The following is a 20,448-nucleotide window of genomic DNA, read 5'->3' as shown; positions in this document are numbered from 1 at the left end:
GCAAGCACAGAGGGCCGGTGCTGTCACGCCGGGCTTCCGCATGACAAGGGAGGGTCCCGTGCCGACGCGGCGCCGATGTGGACCGTTACCGGCAGCGTCTACTGCTGACGGCTCAGCTCGCGCGCCGCGTGATCGATCGCTTCCGCCACCGCGCCCGCGTGCGACACCGGCGCCAGATGGCTCGACGCGACCGGCACGACCTTCGCGCCGATGCGCTCGGCGAGCGCTTTCTGCAACGCGGGCGAGACCGCCCGGTCCTTCGTCGTCAGCACGTACCACGACGGTTTATCTTTCCAGCCGACCTGATCGACCGCTTCGTCGAACGCCTGCGCGGCGATCGGCACCTGCGCGGCCGCGAGCACGCGTGTGACGTTCTCGGGCACGTCGGCGGCGAGGTCGGCGCGATAGCGCGCGCGATCGACCCACAGGAAGCCGTTCGCATCCTTGCTGATGCTCTGGCTGGCGGGCATCGGCGTGCCTTGCTTCATCACGTCCATCGCCGATTCGTGCAGTTCCGGCGCGATCGCCGCGACGTACACGAGCCCCGCGACGTTCGGCGCATTCGCCGCGACCTCGGTGATGACGACGCCGCCCCACGAATGCCCGACGAGCAGCACCGGACCGTGCTCGCGCGCGAGCACGCGGCGGGTCGCGGCGACGTCGTCGGCGAGCGAGGTGAGCGGGTTCTGCACCGACGTCACGTGATAGCCCTTCTGCTGCAGCTTCGCGACGACGCCGTTCCAGCTCGAACCGTCGACGAACGCGCCATGCACGAGCACGATGTTGCGCACCGGGCCGGCGAGCGGCGCGGCGGCGGGCTGGTCTTTTGCAGGGGCAGGGGCAGGGGCAGCGGGAGCGGCGGCGGGCGCCGGCGGGGCCGTCGCCACCGGAGCCGCTGGCGCGGCCTGGTCTGCGGGCTCGTTCCCGGACGGCGATCCGGCCGAGGGCTGTGGCTGTTCCGCCGATGCGGCGTCGGGCGCCGTTTGCGCGAGCGCGCTTACGTTCGCGAAGCAGAGAGACAGAACGGCGGCGCAAAGCAGGCGTTTGGGCAACATGCTGAATCTCCGCGGGCTGAGAGTTCGACTCCGGCAACATACCGAAGCCCTATCGCGGCGACAATCACAATCCTCGCGCTTAGGTGCGGTGCTGAACCAACGCGGGTTGCCACGAATGTCTGAGGAATATCGGCCAAGGTAACATTACCGGTTTTGCCGGGCCAGGCCGTCACCGCAACCACAGCTGGCCGGGCAATGGGCCCCGATACAGGGGACCGGAGACAACGGTCCGGACACAACGGTTTCCACACGGCAAGGCGCAATGAATAGTACACAACAGCAGGAAGGCCTGAAGCGCGGGCTCAAGAATCGCCACATCCAGTTGATCGCGCTGGGCGGCGCGATCGGCACGGGTCTCTTTCTCGGCTCGGCGAGCGTATTGCAGGCGGCCGGTCCGTCGATGATTCTCGGCTACGCGATCGGCGGCGTGATCGCCTTCATGATGATGCGCCAGCTCGGCGAGATGGTCGCGCAGGAGCCGGTGGCCGGCTCGTTCAGCCACTTTGCCTACAAATACTGGGGCGACTTTCCGGGCTTCCTGTCGGGCTGGAACTACTGGGTGCTCTACGTGCTCGTGAGCATGGCCGAGCTGACCGCGGTGGGCACCTACGTGCATTACTGGTGGCCGGGCGTGCCGTCGTGGGTGTCGGCACTAGTGTGCTTCGCGATCGTCAACGCGATCAATCTCGCCAACGTGAAGGCATACGGCGAAACCGAGTTCTGGTTCGCGATCATCAAGGTCGCGGCGGTGATCGGCATGATCGTGTTCGGCGGCTATCTGCTCGCGAGCGGTCACGGCGGCCCGCAGGCGACGGTCGCGAACCTGTGGAGCCACGGCGGCTTTTTCCCGCATGGCTTTCATGGGCTCTTCATGATGCTCGCGGTGATCATGTTCTCGTTCGGCGGGCTCGAGCTGATCGGCATTACGGCGGCCGAGGCCGCCGAGCCGCAGAAGAGCATTCCGAAGGCCGTCAACCAGGTGATCGTGCGGATTCTGATTTTCTACATCTGCTCGCTCGCGGTGCTGCTGTCGCTGTATCCGTGGAACGAGGTGGCGGCGGGCGGCAGCCCGTTCGTGATGATCTTCTCGCAGATCGGCTCGACGCTGACCGCCAACGTGCTCAACGTCGTGGTGCTGACCGCGGCGCTGTCGGTGTACAACAGCGGCGTGTATGCGAACAGCCGCATGCTCTACGGTCTCGCGGAGCAGGGCAACGCGCCGCGCGCGCTGCTGAAGGTCGACCGCCGCGGCGTGCCGTATCTGGCGATCGGTCTGTCGGCGCTGGCGACGTTTGCGTGCGTAATCATCAACTACCTGATTCCGGCCGAAGCGCTCGGCCTGTTGATGTCGCTCGTGGTCGCGGCGCTGGTGCTGAACTGGGCGCTGATCAGCCTCACGCACCTGAAGTCGCGCAGAGCGATGCTGGCCGCCGGCGAAACGCTCGTGTTCCGCTCGTTCTGGTTCCCGGTCAGCAACTGGATCTGCCTCGCGTTCATGGCGCTGATCCTCGTGATTCTCGCGATGACGCCGGGGTTGTCGGTGTCGGTATGGCTCGTGCCCGTGTGGCTCGTGCTGATGTGGGGCGGTTATGTGGTCAAGCGTCGGCGCGAGGTTGCGCGGGGTGGGGTGGGCGCCGCGAGCCGGTAAGCGCCGATAGGTATGTCGCGGGAGAGGCTCGGCTCGCGGCATGCGCGATTTTTTCGGTGTGGGTTGTTTTTTGTATCGTCAGCATCGCTGATTGTTTATGCATTTTGCGGCGTGCGATATTTTTCGCTGTCGACGGTGGTGCGGGAGTGCAGGTTAGGCGTCTGCGAGGGGATTGCCGGTTTTCTCGGGGTTGTAGCGAGCGGTCCTAACCTGTACATCGGTGAGCGGCATGGTGGTATCTCCCGCTGGGAAGGCCCGGAAACGAGCCAGATACCACTGACTGCGTCGGTCAGTGCCATAGGTTGCGATTCATGGGGACATTTACGCCGGTCAAAACGTCAGTGTAGCGACATGCCCCAGAATGGCGCCTATTGTCAGCATTCATTGCTTTACAACGGCAGACAACAAAAAACCCCGCAAGACCTTGATCTAGCGGGGTTTCCCGGAATTCTTCGGCTCTCGCCGGAACAGCTTCTGGTGCCAGGGCCGGAACGGAAATATTCCTGCTATCGCTTGGCTGGAGCGGCTTCGTGGAATTTTGCCGGTGTGGATACCACCAAAAATACCACCGGGTGTGGGGCTGGGGCATTCAGGCACTCTTGGCTCGTCATTCGGTCGTTGGCATGTGTCTTATGTTGAGAATTCACTTGGTATTGGTGGGCCGTAATCGCCCCATCTCTGTCGCTCTCGCGGTCAGGAGGCGAACGGCAGATGTCGTTGTACAACTGCCGTCACTTTATGCGCGATGATTGGACGATTCGTCGCCGAAGTAGACGATTACGGCACGCAAATGGGTTTCGAAGAGCCGTCCGTCTTTTGTTTCCGCAGCCCTTTTAGAGCAAGCGCGCAGCCAGTTCGTCGAAAAGTTCACCGAGCAAGCCCGTGTAAACGGCGTTGGAAGAGAAGTATATGAACGACGGTTTGGCTTCCTCCCTCACTTGGTAGCCTGTGCCGCTGTGCCCAGAAAGCACATATTGATCAAGGATTTTTCTCCTAAAATAATCGATTACTTTTTCTTTGTTGATTGAATTGCCTATGGTTCCTCGCTCTAGACTCCGAGCTTCGACGGTCTTAACACCCAATCCATCTTTCGGGATAAATTTCGAGATCAAACAATTAAGATCAGCACGCAAATCATCCTCTGCGTATGCGCGACGCCCGGATCGAACAATCTCTGCATTTATTATGCTCTTCGCATCCGCGTCAAAATGACACGTATTGCCGAAACTTGCCAGTCCAAGATCATTGCATGCTGCGATAGATCCGCCGACAAATCTGCAACGGACAAATGAGCTATCGCTCGAGAATTTGCAGTTTGCCCAACTGACTTGATGGAAAACACTATCTTCGAACTTAAATCCAGAGAAATCGAAACGCGCCAACGAACCGAAAAAGAAGAGCCCCCTCATGACGTGATTCGGGAACATAGACATCAAAAAGGCCGCACGTTCCGCGTGAGCCGAGCCTTTACCGTAAATGCGATTAGTGGTTAGTAGGGCAATGGCGGTAGCGAGCGAGGACGCATTTGTGTGACTATCATCAGCTGCTTTTTGTAACGCGAGCAACGCTTCGATTATCTGCTTCAGCTTGGCTTCGCCGCTCTTGGCGTCGCTAAGTTCAAATACTTGCTCGACGATTGAAAACGCAACGTCGGCCTGCAGTTGGAGGTCGAAATGGCTCGAGGTTACAAGGTTACCCAGTTCCGAGGAGCGGCCGGAATCAGCACAAAGCTCGATCAGACGCTCAGCCAGCAGGTTGTAACGGATCTGCTCCTGAACAAAGCACCAAGCTCCGCTATGCATATCGCGTTGCAGTAGCGGGTGATCCTTGAGTTTTCCGTTCGGTGCAACAAGGGCGTCAGCCTCCGAGGTCGACAATTCAGATGCCCCCTGCAACACAAGAGATAGGGTTTCGCCTGAAGGCACTTCCCCTCGCACGACAAACTCAGCGAAGTTGCTGATTGCATCCAACTGTTGGCGTGCAGTCAGTGAAAGATCCTGCCGCCGCCTTTCTCGCTCACATAGAGCCTCTGCCATCCAGTTGAACACCGTACGACCTTGCAAGGATAGGGAATCCATCGAAAATCCCCGCTCAACAAGATCCGCAATCAGAAATAGGAAGAAGCCGCGTCCGACGAACTCCATAGACTTGGAGTCGACCTTCTGACGCAGATCGCGGAATAGCTGCAATGCAGCTTTGCCTTTACCACTGTCGGCAGCAAAGCGCTGATCGAAATATCTTTGCGCGTTGTTCTCGTCGAACGGTTGGATGCGGAATAGATGCCGAGGCCGGCCCTCAAGCCCCTCCTCATCCTCGACTTCCGACTCCCAAAAGGACGTCCGCGAGCTAATCAGAATGCGAGTGCCGGTGTCATCCGAAAGTGCCTGAAGACTGCGCATCGTCTCAATCGCGTCCACCGTACCTTTGTTCCACAATACGAATTCGTCAAACCCATCGAAAATGATTCGAAATAGACCGGTACGAAGGGCGACGCGCAGAAACTGTTCCTCCGCCCCGTCTATCCAGCCAATCGGCGACTCGAAATAACGAAATGAATGGACGATGGTTTTCCATAGCGAAGACAGCTCGTCTTGCTGCATACGAGACCACTGCTCGGAATGCACATAAATAGGGATCGTCTTGCGGGCCGCACAAGCATCCGCTAGATATCGTGACATGAACGTTTTGCCTTGCCCAGGCTCACCAAGGAGAACACCGAGGGTGCCGGTAAATTGACTGCCGGTCATGTCTGGATCGAGCAAAAACGACAACGCAGGGTTCGGCACCTTCCGAGTGAAGGTTTCCGCTACTTTGACGTGTGGGTCGACGTAATTTTTGAAATCGAGCGAACGCACTTTTCGTACATAGGTTTCGGTTTGCGTTCGAATAAACGAGCTGAAATATTCCGTTAGCCCAAGCACGCTTTTCGCTTTTTCGTTAAAGCTTTGCACCACCGCTTTGTTCTTCTTCAGGAGCGAGTCGGCATACACGACCTGTATCGGTGTCCGGTCGTTCGCCTTAGAGCAAAGGACGCGGGCGCGTCGCGTTCCCTCCATTGTGGCGTCCGCATATAGATAAAGCACTTTCACTTCGCTGGTGATTCCACCCACTTGAACCGTGCTCACGTGCAAAGCCCAATGTCCAGGTTCTTCGTCCGATGGTGTCTCGGGGATGGTAATAGTGCCGATGCGGTTGACTAGCTTGGCAACGTCTACGAAGTTGAGTATGTCCATGGTCTCAAAGGTTATGTGATTGAAGGTTTGTTGTTTTACGTGTGAATAATAACCCGTTCCGACTATGGCGAAGTAACGCAAGTGGCACGCATCCATGCGTGGAGGTACGCCACCAGCCAATGGCGCACTGGGTTGGACTGGAGTGCATGTGACGGTCTGTTAGCTAGGTGGACTAGACATTTGAATGTCCAATCGAATATGCCGGCGGACGGCTGGAAGTGGCCGCGAGCCGCACCACGACCGAGTGCGACAATCGTCGCGCTCGCGCGCCGCATGCAAAAGGAGTAACGCGACCCAACTCGGCCATCCCCATCGCTCCGTCCGATGTCCGATAGTTAACCTCCCGCTCGTGCCGCGGCGTGGCGATAGGGTGCGACGCGTGCTCGAATCGCACGCGTGGCAACGGCTCTTGTTAGGTGTCCGACAGCTTCTGGGTGTTCAGCACGGCGGCCTTCGCGCGTATGAGATCATCGGACCTGACATCGAAACGTCGTAGCCACGCGTCGCTGCTCGCTGCCGTGTTGTACACCGGCGCGTCGCCATTGACGGTTCCGCGTTGCAAGCTGCTCACGCTGTCGGCGAGCACATCGCGCAGCGCGGCATTGAGCACCACGTACGCTGGTGGCGGGGCAATGGGCTGATCTTCACCTTGAGGCATTCCGGGTTGCGGAGCAACGCCCGCACGAATCAACAGCCCTTGGCCGCACGCATCGAGCCGGAACCAATCGCGGGGCAGTTCAGAGCGCAGCGTCTGAAGACCGCCGACCTGTTCAAGCATCGCGCTGTCAATGAGCGTGAGCCAGTCGACTGTCTTCAGTTTGCTCGACAGCTTGCGTACCTTCATCGCCATCGGATCACCGACATCCACCCCCGGGCCTAGTTGCTTCGCCATGAAGTATTCGCTGCTCTCGTTCTCCGGGCGCCCGGTGGGTGAGAGATTAACGGCTAGTCCCGCGTGCCCGTGCGCCGCGTTAAGCAGCACCGCCACTTCCCGGAATAGCTCAACAAACGGTTCGGAGGTTGCGCGTACAAACGGGACGGGCAGCGTGAACACGAGGACATCGAACCCGCGGGTGCCAAGATCGGCCTGAAACTTTTCCAGGCAGAAGGTCATGAATTCGCAGAACGAAGCCTCACGCGCGGTTTCGCCGCCGAGGTAGATCGCGTCGAATCCTTCGTCAGTGCCGACCTGCCTGGCTAGCGTTGCCAGGCTTGGTGCCTTTTCCAATGTCAGTGCTGGCTTTCCGTTGAACCACAGCCAGCGGATCGGCTGGGCGTCCTCTTCGACGGCCTGGCGCGCGACCTTGAGATACGCGTCGAAAGCCTGGGCAATCGCCTGGCGCTTGTCGGTGGTGTAACCGTCCTTGAAATACAGGCACGCACGCACGGTTAGTGCTGCGCCGACGCCGTTGTGCGGGTGCTTCGGTTCGAACACTGCATAAGGAAGGGTGCCTACCCGCTTCGGGTCCCGCGCCCATTCTTCAAAATCGTTGCTGCTCATTGTCGTTCGCTCGTTGATCAGGGTACAGGGAACGGCACAGGGGGAGGAGGCATTCCGCCTGGTGTGCCATGCACGTAGCCGTTCAGGCCTTGGCCGAAGAGCTTGCCGATCTGCGACGCAAAGGACGGTGCCGATGATGTCTCGGAGTCTTCCTGCGACTTGTCGTCTGAGCATCCGCAGTCGCCCGGCCCCATGGTCGCTACCTTGCCCGGGTCACCTGCGATTTCCTCGTACGCGGCCTGCTGTTTGAGGTCAATTGCGTCTGGCGGAAACTTCAACTCCACCACGTTCTTCAGATTGTCCTGTGTCGGTGGCAACGATGGGTCATTGACGATTACCACATCCGGTCGGCGGATGTTCCCGACTCCTGGAGTGTAGCCTGACAGGCCGCCTGGCCAATACTTCTGGATCCACCCGGGGAGCCAATCATGTGCCTTAGTGATGACCGCGCTGTCCATAATCGGTGCCGGTGGATCTTGAGTCATATCGTAGTTGACCTCGGGCTTGTACGGGCTCTGATGGTCGACCGCCGAATCCATTGCTCTCAGCCGCCCGCTCACGCATTGCTGCTTTAGCCGCTGGCCGCTGATGCCGATAGAGGGCGTGGCGTTGCACTTGCAGATCGCGGAGCAGAGGAATTGGCGATCCTTCGGATCTAGGGAGTTCGGGCGCAACCGAACAGTGTTCGTGGTTCCTGCGCCTGGTCCTGTGGACCCAATGCCGGACTCTTGTGCGTAATCGGTCATGCGCCGCTCGATCCGCCAGGATGCTCGAAGGTCAGCGACGATGACGTGTGGTCCTCAAGCCAGTCGGTGTAGCCGTTCGCATCTGTTCTCCCAGTGACCGCTTGCCCCGTCGATGATGTAACGGTGTACGGATGGTTAGGGATCGCTTGGCCGGTGCTATCGTCAAGGACCTGGAAGCGTCCCCGGTGCGTACCGTCCTGGTTAGTAGCAGTTTCGGGCATGATGTTGCGACCGGCACCCGCCGCGCCTCCCTGTCCACCGGTTGGTGCCGCAGTAGCGACAGCCTGCGTTGCAATAAGAGAGGCGCCGCAGGCCGTCTTGTCTCCTTCGGACGCGACGGGGCGGCCCCCGAAGGTCATCCCCAACGGTTTGACGGTCACGATCGGAAAGACTCCGCCGCACTTTGGGCAAGACACCATATCGCCGAGGAGGGCGAGCGGCTTTCCATGAACGATATTGGTCGACGTGCAAGCTAGAACCTTGCCGCCATGCGAGGTCGTATCTCCCTCGCGGATGAACGCAAAACCCATTTTGCATACCTTCCCGGCGATTTGTCTGTGGAATGTAGCATGGCGAGTTTTCTCGCGGCCAACGTATCGACGTTGCCGATTGTCCGAGTGGGGCGAACGAACTCCCTTCTGGCGGTACGTAGTTTGAGAGGGGCAATTTCCTTTGCCATACAGTAACGTCCTTTGTCACCGAGATCGACATGCGTTCGCATCAGGCGACGGAATCAACGGCCTCTCCCGGCGCCATCAACGTTAGTGGGTAGATGTCGCCATATGCATGGCGCCCAAAACCGGCGGTAGCCTTTCCTGCGATTCCTTGTTTTATATCGTTTCTGATGTCCTTGCGTAAACGCTTTTGGTTAGGTTGGCCGGATATGTCTGCACCGGGGAGTTCAGCTGTTCGCGAGTCGCGCCACATAGTCTGCGAGACAAATGGATCGAGTCTGCACGCGGTACGGAACGATTCTGCGCGATGGTCCGGTCGTGTCGGATAACTGACTGTCGGGAGTCTGCGAGGCTGGCTGACCCAGTTCGTCAATTTCATGTCCTGAATCCGTGAGATGGGCGCTGTTCCATCAGCCCTTCATGTTCGCGGAATCAGTGCCGTCGTTTTGGAGATATACGGGCGACCGGTTGCGAGTCAGTCGAATACGAAAGATAGTCCGTGAGTGCATCACGTACATCCGGCCGGTCTGGATATAGATCTTTGATATGTCTCGTGTCGGTGCGGTCGCGGTGGCTGTCTGCGGGACGTCCAGTCAGGATCGTTGTTCATGCACGACAGCTCAAAAATATTCCTTCTATTCCGGTTCGATCTGCCGGGTTCTGTACTGTTCCGGTGAAGTAGCTTCGCCCGGAAAACTGGTATTGACAGGTCTTTCCCATGTGAGGAGGATGAGATGCTGGGAGTGATCTGGAGTGAGTCATGCCGATTGCGAAGAGCTATACGCGGGCACAGTGGGATGAATTGATCCACTCTATCGAGTCGTTACCGGTCAAACCGGAGGCCGAGTAGCGCATCCCGATTACCGATGCAATGAAAGAGATGCGGGCGTTGATCGGTGCTGTCAGAAAGAAGGGTTATACGCTGGAAGGCATTGTTGAACATACAAGGGGAAAGACGGCGAGTTCAGCGTGGGTTCTGTCAGGTACGGCACGGTTACGATGGACTGCTCGTTGTCGAAGTGGGTTTCGATCTGGGTTTGCATGATTGACTCCCGAAAATTCAAAAAAAGTCCTGGCCGTAGTGTTGCCCGAATCTGCCAGGACAAGACTTGGCCGGGAGTCCTCACAGGAAGGGGGAATGAAACCGCGAGTCATGCCCGCTGGTGCTTACGCCTTCATCTGGCGCATTGCGTCAGCGAGAATCCAAAGCGCGCGGTTGCCCGTGCGACCTTGGGAGCTGGGGGCGGGACAGGGCAGGAAACCAGGTGGCAGGCAGATATCAGGGCGCGAGTTCGGTGGGAAGAACCGCGAAGCTTTGGTTGTTCCACTTTTTTGTTCACAAGGCCGTGAATAACATCCAGGGTAAGAGTGCAAGTAATTGCGGGACGTTGTATTAGCGTACCGTTCACGAGTTTCTCCATAATCTCTATGCTCGGCGACATATCGCTAACCAAGGCGCTCCATGAAGCGCTCAAACGAGTCGGAAAGCTTGGCACAATCGAGGTCTTCAACAATAAACACGATGACCGACACGCGTGGCACGTTTTGGGAGGGATCGAGGTGGATAACGGGATGGACCAGATGATGGACAGCATGAATCGCGGCGGGACTATCGAATCCCCGCATCCACACTACGCCTTTTACGCGCAGGATTCGGCTGCCGTGCCGGTTCAACAGCAGTGTTAGCCAAAGCGTAAACGGAACCCAATCGAGCGGCTTGTCGAAGGTCAGGCAACACGATTCGACGTGCGTTGCAGACAGTTCTTCCCGATGCATCAGTGTCCCCCGGGAGCGGCCACCGAGCGTGTTTGCATTGGCCGAAACACGCACAGATTCGCCGACGCGCCGGATCAGATCGTCGCTGCTTGCCGGATTGGTCAATAATGCGAGCAAGTCGGTTGGATTCGTCGCAGCGTCGCGAATTACTATGTCGGCGGCCGGGTTGCGCGACGCGAGCGTATCGCGCAGTACTTGTAATTCGCGAGGGCCGGCGAGATCGGCTTTGCTGACGAGTATCCGATCGGCCGCGATGACCTGCGCCAGCCACTCTGGATGCCGGTCACGCTGATCCGCAAAGTTGACGGCGTCGACCACCGTTACCGTAGCATGAAGCACGTAGTGTTTGCTCACGAACGGATCGGACAGCAGCGTGGCGATGATCGGTGTAGGCATTGCCAGTCCACTTGTCTCGATGACAAGCCGCGAAAAAGGCGCGATTTCGCCACGCGCTCGCCTCGAAAACAGATCGACGAGACTGTCCTTCAATTCGCCGCGTACCGCGCAGCACAAGCACCCCTGGTCGAGCAGCACCGTACGCGTATCGACCGTGCCGACGAGCATCTGGTCGAGCCCGACCGAGCCGAACTCGTTGACCAGCACTGCTGTGTCGCGCGCAACCTCGCCCGTTAGCACATCCGAGAGCAGTGTCGATTTCCCGCTGCCGAGAAAACCCGTGACTATCGTGACGGGAATCACATCGTAGGCTGTGCTCATAGTGGCTCACTCCCGTCGAACAGCGTCAGCGGATCGAGAGGCTTTCCGAGCATGCGTTCCGCCGTGTGCCACACTTGCGCGAAGTCATTGACGATCTCGGAGGCACCTGTCGGCGACGTCAGCACGAACGATTGGCCGTGGAAGTCGTCGAGCCGCAGCCGGAACAGCACGAGAATCCGGTTTGCCAGTGCCGTCTGCAGATAGCGCTGGCGCCGCACGCCACCCTCGTCACGCGGCAGCGTCGCATTCGACCAATGACTGCCGCCACCGAACAATCCGCACGCACCGCACATACTAGCGCTCCATCGTTAGCGCGAGGTCAAGACCGGCTGCATTGCGCATATTCATGCAGTCTGCTGACGGGGAAAGCGCCGCAGAAAATCGTCGGCGATTTCGTCGCACGTACAGAAGCGCACGCCCTCATGGCCTTTGAAGTGCGCAATGAGCCGTTCGAGCATCAATAGCACCTGCGGACGGCCCGATACGTCCGGGTGGATCGTAATGGGGAATACAGCGTACTCATGCTCGCGATAGACCCAGTCGAACTGGTCACGCCACATCGATTCGATGTCGCGCGGATTGACGAAGCCATGGCTGTTCGGCGACTTCTTGATGAACATCATCGGCGGGAGGTCGTCGAGATACCAGTTGGCGGGAATCTCGACCAGATTGGTTTCATGGCCGCGCACGAGCGGTTTCATCCACGTGTCCGGATGCTTGCTGTAGTCGATTTTGGTCCACGAGTCACCGACGCGCACGTAGTACGGGTGGAAGTCGTTGTGCATCAGACTGTGGTCGTATTTGATGCCACGCTCGAGCAGCAACTCGTTCGTGATCGGACTGAACTCCCACCAGGGCGCGACGTAACCGGTCGGCGCGCGACCAGCCAGCGCCGTTACCAGTTCGATACTCCTGTCGAGCACGGCTTCTTCCTGCTCGCGGGTCATCGCGATCGGGTTCTCGTGGCTATAGCCGTGGATACCGATTTCATGTCCGGCCTGGGCGACAGCCTTCATCTGCTCGGGAAATGTTTCGATCGAATGGCCCGGTATGAACCATGTCGATTTGATGTTCTCGCGCTCGAATAACTTCAGGATGCGCATGGAACCGACTTCCCCGGCAAAGAGGCCGCGGGAAATGTCGTCGGGCGAATCCTCTCCGCCATACGAGCCGAGCCAGCCGGCAACCGCATCGACATCGACACCGAAAGCTACGAGTATTTCCTTGCTCATTTTCCCTTGCTCTCCTTCAATGGACACATTGGCCGCACAGCAACGAACGACGTGGTTCGTCGCGTGTGCCGCAGTTGCTTGAATCAGACCGGAATCTTATTGCCGAAATCGATACATATTGAGCAAAGCAGCAACCCGACTCCGGCACCCGCGAATACCATCATCGCAAGAAAATACGAACCTGTCAGTTGCACGATTATGCCGACGGCGAGTGGTACCAGCACACCTCCGATGTTGCCGCCAAGGTTCATCAGTCCGCCGAGCAGACCGACCTTGTCGCGTGTGCCGATCAGCGACGGGATGCTCCAGTAAAGCCCGGTCCAGCGCTGGAAAAACAGCGTGATCGACAGCAGCACGACGGTCAGCACCGGTCCCGTCGAATAGGCGACGGAAAACACCGCTGCGGTCACGATAATCGCAGCGAAGCCGAGCAGGGTTCGCATCACCTTGTTCGGGGAGCCTCCCGCGGTCTTCCACTTGTCGGACAGGAATCCACCTACCAGTTCGCCAACGAAGCCCGAGCCGAAGATGATGAAACTGGCGCCTCCCATCTGCTGGATATTAAATCCATGCACCTTGCTGAGGTAATTCGGCATCCATGTCAGCAAGCCGTAAAACACGATGTTCGCGCACATATAGCCTGCGCACATCAGCCATACCGAGCGGTACTTGAACAGATCGAGCCGTCTGCCGCTGACTTCCGTTGGCTCTTCTGCCGCCTCGATTTCATGGGCCCGCTCGATGTAAAGTGCCTCGGCCTCGTTGACGCCGGGGTGTTCGCGCGGATCGTTGCGAATGAAATACCATGCGAAGAGGCCCGCCAGCACGGTGCCCACGCCGGCGATCGCGAATGCAATTCGCCACGAGCCGAATGCACCGATCAGCGAGGCGATCAGTAGTGCGCCGAGCGCGGCACCAAGCGGTGCGCCACCATCAAGTAGCGTTGCACCGCGGCCCCGTTCGTGCCGCGTCATCCAGATCCGGTTCAATTTGCCGCCGGACGGATAAATCGGCGCTTCGGCAGCGCCAAGCCCGAAGCGAGTCAGGAGCAGCGTGGTGCCGTTGGTGCACAGGCCGGCAATCGCCTGACATGCCCCCCAACAGACAGCGGCGACGGTGATCACGATCCGCGGCTTGAAGCGGTCGGCAAGCATGCCGCCCGGCACCTGCATAAGCGCGTAAGTCCAGAAGAACGAACTGAACAGGAGACCCTGGATCGCAGGGTCGATGTCGAAATCTTTCGAAATCAACGGCATCGCCACAGACAGTGACGCGCGATCGATGTAGTTGATCGCGACCAGTACCAGCAGTACGAAGAATATCTTCCATCGTACCGCTGTCTTGCCTTGATCTGTAATCGTCTTGGTCGACGTACTCATGAACTTCATCTCCATGGTTATATTATTTGGAGTACATAATGAATGATGCAGATTCCTTGCACCGGTGGCCGTTCGTACGACGGCCACCTTCGGTTCGCCTCAGGATCCGAAGCTTGCCCAGCCGCTCTTTTGCAGCACGCTTTGTACCTGTTGCGCGGCCGATTCGAGCGCGGCGACGTCGGTGTCGCGCCATCGGCGTGTGCTGCCGACGTTGTGGACCGAGATCCAGCCCATCGTATTGCCGTCTTTGGACTGCATACCGATCAGCATTTGTGCTTTTACGCCGTAGATGTCCATCAGCGCCTGAGGCGGCTTGAATTCAGCATTGGCGCAGTCGTCCTGGACCAGCGGCTTGTGATTTCTCTCGAGCCATTGAACCGTGGCAAGGCTGCGCTGATTCAGCGAAGAGTTCAGCTTCAGTGGAGGAATGCCCTTTGCGACCGACTCCGCGCAAACGGTGTCCACATGGCAGTTGTGCGCGGGAACGTCAATGCGTAACGTCGTGCGGCTAGCGCCAGTCGCTTCGCGCAGCGACGCCATGACAGGTTCGAGCTGTGCGAGAACCGGATCGTCTCTCAACAACTTGCCCCAGCCATGCAAGGGCGTGTCGATCGACGTCATCTGCAGTGCCTTCCACAGCGTGACGGCGATGCTGTCGAAGATCGGCTTGCCCAGTTCTGCTTCCATTTCATCGACCACGACCGTGGCCGGCAGATTCGTACAGGCCACGACGATACATTCCGCGTCCGGAGAATCCGCATCGCGCAGCAGCTGCCTGATACGGTCGAGCGGCACATTGCCGATCACCACGTTCTCCGTCAGTTCGAGACGCGCGGTTTTGACAGCCTTGATCCCTTCTTTTCCGTAAGTTTCGACGATCTTGTTCGTCGGTTCTTCGACGTAGGGGACAGCGAGGCCATAGTGCTTGATGCCGTAGTGCCTGAAGGCTTCCAGTTGTGCGAGAGACGTCGTCGAGGCCGGGATGCCGGTGGCGTGCTGGATTTGTTCGACGATTTCCTGATCTGCCTCAAGGCCCTTGCCTGTCCAGCTGCCCGAGGTGCCGTTCCACAGAATGGCGTCCAGTTTCGCGTGGCCGAGCAGCGCGGCCGATTCGACCATGGTGTCCGTCTTGAATTGACCGATATCGTCGTTTCCGAGCGTGAGAGATCTTACCGGGACGCGGCTATAGTGTGTCGAGACCCTATTGCTGATCTGTCCGGTCATTGCCGCTGTCACAGGTTCGAGCGCCGAATTCGACGACGGGGTCAGAAAACCGATTTTCTTCAGTTCGGAAAGTCCTGCTAATTGCTTGATCGTGTTGCTCACGGCATGTCTCCCTGTTTGAATGCTAATGATTATAGTGATCACGACTCGCAACGTAATCGTTGATCTGTGAAACGAGAGAACACGCTCCGTAGACAATTACCGCATTCGAACACGCCGTCCTATATGAATTGGGCCGTACATGCGGCCGCCATCGGTGGTTGTAGGCCGTCGAGGCTCACACATTCGACGCCAGCCATTTCTGAAGAAACTCCACGCACACGCGCACTTTCGCCGACGTGGAAAGACGCGATGGATACACCGCCCAGACGTTCGCATCCTGATGGTAATCGGGCAGCACACGTTTCAGCTCGCCACTTTTGAGGCTGGGCCCGACGTCCCACATCGAGCGCAGGATGATGCCGTGGCCGTCCATGGCCCATCGATGCGCGATCTCGCCGTTGTTCGCCGAAAGCGGGCCGCCGATACGCACCGATTCGACACCGTGAGGCCCGTCCAGACGCCAACGGCCGAATTCCAGGTCACGTTCGCGGATGACGATGCATTTGTGTGACGCAAGATCGGGCAGCGTGTTCGGCGTTCCGGCTTTATCGAGGTAAGCAGGAGACGCGCAAAGCACGCGAACGTTCTGCGCGATCATGCGTGCAATCAGACTCTTCTCGTGTACGGCACTAATGCGGATATCGAGGTCGAATCCCTCGCGAATGATGTCGACCGGTCTATCGAGAAGCTCCAACTGGAATTCGATTTCCGGATATTGCTGCGCCATTGCCGAAATTGCCCGCGACACATGATTGCGTCCGAATCCCGAACTCGTGCAGATACGCAGGAAGCCGCGCGGCGAGACCTTGGCGAGCGAAATCGCCTCGACCATCTGTTCTGCGTCTTCGAGAAGCCTGTGAGCCCATAGGTAGACGATGTGCCCGCTCTCGGTGAGCGATACTTTTCTCGTTGTTCGGTGTAGCAACCTGACGTTGAGGAGTTTCTCGAGAACGGCAATCCTTTTACTGATCAATGCTCGGGAAACCCCTAACTCAAGTGCGGATGCGGCGAAACTTTCCTTACGTACCACCATGCAGAAAAGACGCAAATCGTCTAACAAAGGAAGATTGTCCACTTTTCGTAATCGATGGAGTCACACTGACGATGATTGTATCGCCGACTGTGCGCGCTATTATTGGGTTTCTTTCGGGATCGATCGAACCCGGCCAGTCACATCACAACTCAAGCCTTCGATGAAAACTCACAAGATCGCAGTTATTGCCGGCGACGGCATTGGAAAAGAGGTCATGCCCGAAGGGCTGCGCGTGCTCGAGGCAGCGGCGCGGCGATTCGGTATCGGACTGGAATTCGAGGTCTTCGATTGGGCCAGCTGCGACTACTATGCCAAGCATGGCGAAATGATGCCGAGTGACTGGGCGCAGCAGTTGATGCAGTGCGAAGCCATATTCTTTGGTGCGGTCGGATGGCCGGCGGTGGTACCGGATCATATTTCGCTATGGGGCTCGCTGCTCAAATTCCGCCGCGATTTTTCCCAGTACGTCAATCTGCGGCCGGTGCGTTTGATGCCCGGTGTGCCGAGTCCTCTGGCGGGCCGTAAGCCGGGTGAAATCGATTTTTATGTGGTGCGCGAAAACACCGAGGGCGAGTACTCGTCGATCGGCGGCCGTATGTTCGAGGGCACAGAGCGAGAATTCGCCGTGCAGGAAACGGTATTTACGCGTCACGGTGTCGACCGCATTCTGGATTACGCGTTCAAGCTCGCGCAGAGTCGCCCGAAGAAACACCTGACCGCCGCGACCAAGTCGAACGGCATCTCGATTACGATGCCGTACTGGGATGAGCGCGTCGAGGAAATCGCGAAGCGGTATCCGGAGGTTCGCTGGGACAAGTATCACATCGATATTCTTTGCGCACGCTTCGTGCTGAGTCCTGATCGATTCGACGTGGTTGTCGCGTCGAATCTGTTCGGCGACATCCTGTCGGACCTCGGGCCAGCTTGCGCGGGGACCATCGGTATCGCGCCGTCCGCGAATCTGAATCCGGAGCGTCAGTTTCCTTCGCTGTTCGAACCGGTTCACGGGTCAGCGCCGGATATCTATGGCAAGAATATCGCCAATCCGATTGCGATGATCTGGTCCGGCGCGATGATGCTGGACTTCCTCGGCGACAGCCAGGGTGTCTACCGCGAAGCGCACGATGCGATCGTCAAGGCGATCGAAACCGTGCTGGTCGAGGGGCCGTGCACGCCGGACCTTGCAGGCAACGCCAGTACGACCGAGGTCGGTATGGCCATCGCAGCGGCACTCGAAGCATGACGTCGGCGCCGATGCCCGACCGACCGCAGACTGCTGCGGCACTGGGGCGCTTGCTCCGCCAGGGCGCGCTCGATGCGCGAGAGTTGACCGAACGCGTCATCGAACGTATCGAACAGGCGGCGCATCCGGCCGTCTTCACGTCGGTCTGTTTCGAGCGCGCGCGGCACGAAGCGGCGCAAAGCGCCGCAAGATACCGGAGCGGCAGTCCGCGCGGTCCGCTCGACGGTGTGCCGGTTGCGTGGAAGGATCTCATCGACGTCGCAGGACTCGTGACCACCGCCGGCTCGAATATTTACCGACATGCCGCGCCGGCTGTCGAGGACGCGCCGATGGTCCGGCATCTCGCTGCCGCGGGCATGGTCACGATCGGCAAGACGAATCTGTCCGAGTTCGCTTATTCGGCGCTCGGTCTCAACCCGCATTTCGGTACGCCACCGAATCCGCGCTCGATTGACGTACCGCGTGTGCCGGGCGGTTCGTCTTCGGGTTCCGCTGTCGCAGTTGCCGACGGGCTGGTGCCGGTCGCGATCGGTACTGATACGGGCGGCTCCGTGCGAACGCCCGCTGCCTTTAACGGTCTCGTCGGCTTCAAGGCATCCGAAGGCTGGATCGATACGCGACAAGTCTTCCCGCTGTCGAAGACGCTCGACACGATCGGCGTGTTCGCCCACGACGTGACCGACTGCTATCTGCTCGATCTTGCGTTGCGCGGCGAACGCATCGTCTCGCCCGAGCCCGATCCGATTGACGTCTCGTCGCTGACGCTGGTGGTTGCGGAGAATGCAATTCTCGACGACCTCGAACCCGCGGTGCGGCGCAACTTCATCGCTTCATTGGAACGGGCAAAGGATGCTGGCGCGACCGTGCGCTGGCAGCACGTGCCCGAATTGACCGGCATCCGGGAGCTGATTGCGCGGCACGGGAACATTGCCAGCATCGAAGCATATCGCTCGCATCAGGCGCTGCTGGAGGGGCCTTCCTGCACGCAGATTGATCCTACGGTATATGCGCGGATCATGAAGGCGAAGGATGCCCGTCAGGACGACCTCGATGCATTGCTGCACGGCCGCCTGGCATTGCGACGCTCGTTATGGGCGAGCCTCGGCAACGCGTTGCTCGTCATGCCCACTGTGCCGCACGTCGCGCCACCGATCGAACCGTTGGCGGCGAACGATGATCTGTTCGCACAGGTCAATCTGAAGACGATCTGCAATACCATTTTGGGCAGTATGTTGAACACCTGCGGGTTGGCGTTGCCGAACGGGTTGGGGGAGGCGGGGCTGCCAACCAGCTTTCTGTTGTGCGCGCCTGCTTCGCATGAGTCACGATTGTTGCGTGCAGGAGGCGCGCTGGAGAAAGTTATCGCGGACCAGACCTGATTGCTGAGCGGAGTGGGGGTGTCAGAATTTCCGTGTTCAAGGCGGGGTTTAGATTCACACGGACGGCCGAACCAGATCCGCCATCGGCATGCCCAGTTCACCTGGCCTGAGCGCAGCCACGATCTGCTCCACCGAGTATTGCTTGCGCTTCATCGCCAACCACCCGTGTCATGGGGAAAATTGCTCCGAAACACTAACACTCATTTGTGTCCAGGATTTCTAGAGCAGATCACCAATACGAATGACCTCCGCACCCAAACGGAGCCGATCCAGATAGTCGGCCCATTTCTGCATCATTGCCCGGCGCTCTTTGACGAACTTTGTGCGGTTATAGGCTGTGCCAAGGTTGTCCGGCACTGCGTGCGCGAGCTGATGCTTGATCACTTCTGGTTTCTGATCGAGCTCTTCATGCAGGATCGTGCGCGCCATCGCACGAAAGCCATGTCCGGTGATCTCCGTGCGCGTGTCGTAGCCGAGTCTGCGCAGTGCTGCATTGATCGTGGCCTCGCTCATTGGCCGCTTGCGATCGCGCGCGCCAGGGAAGACATAGCTGCCGGCACTGGTGAGTGCGTGCAGTTCGCGCAGAATGGCGATCGACTGCCTGGAAAGCGGCACCAGATGCTCAGTTTCAGTCTTGGTGACGAGGTAGCGCCATTCGCCCTTGTCCAGATCGATTTGAGACCATTCGGCCTTGCGAAGCTCGCCAGGCCGGACAAACAGTAGCGGCGCAAGTTTGAGTGCGCAGAGGACAGGGAAGGTGCCGGAGAATCCGTCGAAGGCGCGCAGCATCTCGCCGACCTTGGTTGGCTCAGTGATCGAAGCGAAGTGGGTTGTTTGTGCCGGTGGAATGGCGCCGACCAGATCCCGAGCGGGGTCGGCTTTGCAATGTCCTTCCTTGATGCCGTACCGGAATACCCGGCTGATTTCACTGCGCACACGATGGGCGGTGAAGCGAGCGCCACGGCTGTCTACGCGCTTCAGTACGGCCAGAATATCCGGTGCATCGATGTCAGTGATCGGACGCTTGCCAAGCCACGGGAACACGTCGTTTTCCATACGGGCGAGAGTCTTGACGTGCTGGGCCGGCTCGACGCTGCTCTTGCGCTCGTCCATCCAGCCCCGCGCGACCGCCTCGAAGGAGTTGGCTGCTGCCAGTCTGGCGGCGCGTTTCTCAAGGCGTTTGACATTGCTCGGGTCCAATCCCGCCGCCAGCTTTTCGCGGGCCTCGTCCCGCTTTTTCCGCGCTGCCGCAAGCGACACGTCGGGATAGACACCAAGCGCGAGCGTCTTATCCTTCCCCGCAAACCGGAAGTTCATCCGCCAGTATTTCGCGCCGGACTTGTCGAGCTGAAGATACATGCGATCGCTGTCCGCGAGGCGATTGCCGGTTCCCTCGGGGTTGTAGCGAGCGTTCCTAACCTGCACATCGGTGAGCGACATGGTGGTATCTCCCGCTGGGAAAACCCAGAAACAAGCCAGATACCACCAAAAATACCACCAGATACC

The 20,448-nt window shown here is 58.9% G+C and carries 16 protein-coding genes; 3 read left to right on the top strand and 13 right to left on the bottom strand.

Annotated elements, in window-relative coordinates; genetic code table 11:
• Positions 1–98: 98 nt before the first annotated feature.
• Positions 99–1,055 (bottom strand): alpha/beta hydrolase, encoded by a 957-nt coding sequence (locus G3N58_RS09105; RefSeq protein WP_205998989.1) that lies wholly within the window; start codon positions 1,053–1,055, stop codon positions 99–101.
• Positions 1,056–1,317: 262 nt separating this feature from the next.
• On the opposite strand from G3N58_RS09105, the gene G3N58_RS09100 reads away from it, so the two are divergent.
• Positions 1,318–2,703 (top strand): amino acid permease, encoded by a 1,386-nt coding sequence (locus G3N58_RS09100; protein WP_167041200.1) that lies wholly within the window; start codon positions 1,318–1,320, stop codon positions 2,701–2,703.
• An 833-nt stretch (positions 2,704–3,536) separates the two neighbouring features.
• Here G3N58_RS09100 and G3N58_RS09095 read toward each other — a convergent pair.
• The 11 genes from G3N58_RS09095 to G3N58_RS09045 form a co-directional block, all read right to left on the bottom strand.
• A complete protein-coding gene (locus G3N58_RS09095) occupies positions 3,537–5,936 on the bottom strand; it encodes an NACHT domain-containing protein (RefSeq protein ID WP_205998988.1) in 2,400 nt (799 codons plus the stop codon).
• A gap of 412 nt (positions 5,937–6,348) precedes the next feature.
• Positions 6,349–7,437 carry a type VI immunity family protein gene (locus G3N58_RS09090; protein WP_205998987.1) on the bottom strand — a complete coding sequence of 363 codons (1,089 nt, stop codon included), beginning with the start codon at positions 7,435–7,437 and terminating at the stop codon, positions 6,349–6,351.
• Between the two features lie 17 nt (positions 7,438–7,454).
• Positions 7,455–8,183: a VRR-NUC domain-containing protein gene (locus G3N58_RS09085; RefSeq protein WP_205998986.1), complete on the bottom strand. Its 729-nt coding sequence runs from the start codon at positions 8,181–8,183 to the stop codon at positions 7,455–7,457.
• Entirely contained in the window at positions 8,180–8,713 is a 534-nt protein-coding gene (locus tag G3N58_RS09080) for a PAAR domain-containing protein (protein WP_167046387.1), read from the bottom strand. The genes G3N58_RS09085 and G3N58_RS09080 overlap by 4 nt, the downstream gene beginning before the upstream one ends.
• A gap of 1,046 nt (positions 8,714–9,759) precedes the next feature.
• Positions 9,760–9,900 (bottom strand): hypothetical protein, encoded by a 141-nt coding sequence (locus G3N58_RS09075; RefSeq protein ID WP_205998985.1) that lies wholly within the window; start codon positions 9,898–9,900, stop codon positions 9,760–9,762.
• A 403-nt stretch (positions 9,901–10,303) separates the two neighbouring features.
• Positions 10,304–11,350, bottom strand: a complete 1,047-nt coding sequence (locus G3N58_RS09070) for a GTP-binding protein (RefSeq protein ID WP_167046393.1) — start codon at positions 11,348–11,350, stop codon at positions 10,304–10,306.
• Entirely contained in the window at positions 11,347–11,643 is a 297-nt protein-coding gene (locus G3N58_RS09065; protein ID WP_205998984.1) for a hypothetical protein, read from the bottom strand. Before G3N58_RS09065 ends, G3N58_RS09070 begins: the two co-directional genes overlap by 4 nt.
• Positions 11,644–11,694: 51 nt before the next feature.
• Positions 11,695–12,582, bottom strand: coding sequence for a polysaccharide deacetylase (locus G3N58_RS09060; protein WP_167046399.1), 888 nt, complete (start codon positions 12,580–12,582; stop codon positions 11,695–11,697).
• Between the two features lie 83 nt (positions 12,583–12,665).
• Positions 12,666–13,961, bottom strand: coding sequence for an MFS transporter (locus tag G3N58_RS09055; RefSeq protein ID WP_167046401.1), 1,296 nt, complete (start codon positions 13,959–13,961; stop codon positions 12,666–12,668).
• 99 nt (positions 13,962–14,060) lie between these two features.
• Complete coding sequence (locus G3N58_RS09050; protein WP_205998983.1) at positions 14,061–15,287, bottom strand: GAF domain-containing protein; 1,227 nt, start codon at positions 15,285–15,287, stop codon at positions 14,061–14,063.
• Between the two features lie 175 nt (positions 15,288–15,462).
• Positions 15,463–16,362: a LysR family transcriptional regulator gene (locus G3N58_RS09045; RefSeq protein WP_167046407.1), complete on the bottom strand. Its 900-nt coding sequence runs from the start codon at positions 16,360–16,362 to the stop codon at positions 15,463–15,465.
• A 118-nt stretch (positions 16,363–16,480) separates the two neighbouring features.
• Between G3N58_RS09045 and G3N58_RS09040 the strand changes: the two genes are divergently transcribed.
• Both G3N58_RS09040 and G3N58_RS09035 read left to right on the top strand, forming a co-directional pair.
• Complete coding sequence (locus G3N58_RS09040) at positions 16,481–17,563, top strand: tartrate dehydrogenase (protein ID WP_167046829.1); 1,083 nt, start codon at positions 16,481–16,483, stop codon at positions 17,561–17,563.
• Entirely contained in the window at positions 17,560–18,942 is a 1,383-nt protein-coding gene (locus tag G3N58_RS09035; protein ID WP_346778252.1) for an amidase family protein, read from the top strand. Before G3N58_RS09040 ends, G3N58_RS09035 begins: the two co-directional genes overlap by 4 nt.
• Before the next feature lie 219 nt (positions 18,943–19,161).
• Here G3N58_RS09035 and G3N58_RS09030 read toward each other — a convergent pair whose 3' ends face one another.
• The gene (locus G3N58_RS09030) at positions 19,162–20,382 is read right to left on the bottom strand and encodes an integrase arm-type DNA-binding domain-containing protein (RefSeq protein WP_205998982.1); all 1,221 of its coding nucleotides are present in this window, start codon (positions 20,380–20,382) and stop codon (positions 19,162–19,164) included.
• Positions 20,383–20,448 lie beyond the last annotated feature (66 nt).

Source organism: Paraburkholderia sp. Ac-20342, assembly GCF_017104985.1.
In the GTDB taxonomy this organism is placed as follows: Bacteria; Pseudomonadota; Gammaproteobacteria; order Burkholderiales; family Burkholderiaceae; genus Paraburkholderia.
This window is presented reverse-complemented; position numbering and strand designations above follow the sequence as displayed.

What these genes read in the sequence shown, in the direction of transcription:
- G3N58_RS09095 (WP_205998988.1), bottom strand. Translation starts at nt 5,936, where the DNA reads ATGGACATACTCAACTTCGTAGACGTTGCCAAGCTAGTCAACCGCATC.
- G3N58_RS09030 (WP_205998982.1), bottom strand. Translation starts at nt 20,382, where the DNA reads ATGTCGCTCACCGATGTGCAGGTTAGGAACGCTCGCTACAACCCCGAG.
- G3N58_RS09085 (WP_205998986.1), bottom strand. Translation starts at nt 8,183, where the DNA reads ATGACCGATTACGCACAAGAGTCCGGCATTGGGTCCACAGGACCAGGC.
- G3N58_RS09075 (WP_205998985.1), bottom strand. Translation starts at nt 9,900, where the DNA reads ATGCAAACCCAGATCGAAACCCACTTCGACAACGAGCAGTCCATCGTA.
- G3N58_RS09100 (WP_167041200.1), top strand. Translation starts at nt 1,318, where the DNA reads ATGAATAGTACACAACAGCAGGAAGGCCTGAAGCGCGGGCTCAAGAAT.
- G3N58_RS09035 (WP_346778252.1), top strand. Translation starts at nt 17,560, where the DNA reads ATGACGTCGGCGCCGATGCCCGACCGACCGCAGACTGCTGCGGCACTG.
- G3N58_RS09070 (WP_167046393.1), bottom strand. Translation starts at nt 11,350, where the DNA reads ATGAGCACAGCCTACGATGTGATTCCCGTCACGATAGTCACGGGTTTT.
- G3N58_RS09090 (WP_205998987.1), bottom strand. Translation starts at nt 7,437, where the DNA reads ATGAGCAGCAACGATTTTGAAGAATGGGCGCGGGACCCGAAGCGGGTA.
- G3N58_RS09065 (WP_205998984.1), bottom strand. Translation starts at nt 11,643, where the DNA reads ATGTGCGGTGCGTGCGGATTGTTCGGTGGCGGCAGTCATTGGTCGAAT.
- G3N58_RS09105 (WP_205998989.1), bottom strand. Translation starts at nt 1,055, where the DNA reads ATGTTGCCCAAACGCCTGCTTTGCGCCGCCGTTCTGTCTCTCTGCTTC.
- G3N58_RS09060 (WP_167046399.1), bottom strand. Translation starts at nt 12,582, where the DNA reads ATGAGCAAGGAAATACTCGTAGCTTTCGGTGTCGATGTCGATGCGGTT.
- G3N58_RS09055 (WP_167046401.1), bottom strand. Translation starts at nt 13,961, where the DNA reads ATGAGTACGTCGACCAAGACGATTACAGATCAAGGCAAGACAGCGGTA.
- G3N58_RS09040 (WP_167046829.1), top strand. Translation starts at nt 16,481, where the DNA reads ATGAAAACTCACAAGATCGCAGTTATTGCCGGCGACGGCATTGGAAAA.
- G3N58_RS09080 (WP_167046387.1), bottom strand. Translation starts at nt 8,713, where the DNA reads ATGGGTTTTGCGTTCATCCGCGAGGGAGATACGACCTCGCATGGCGGC.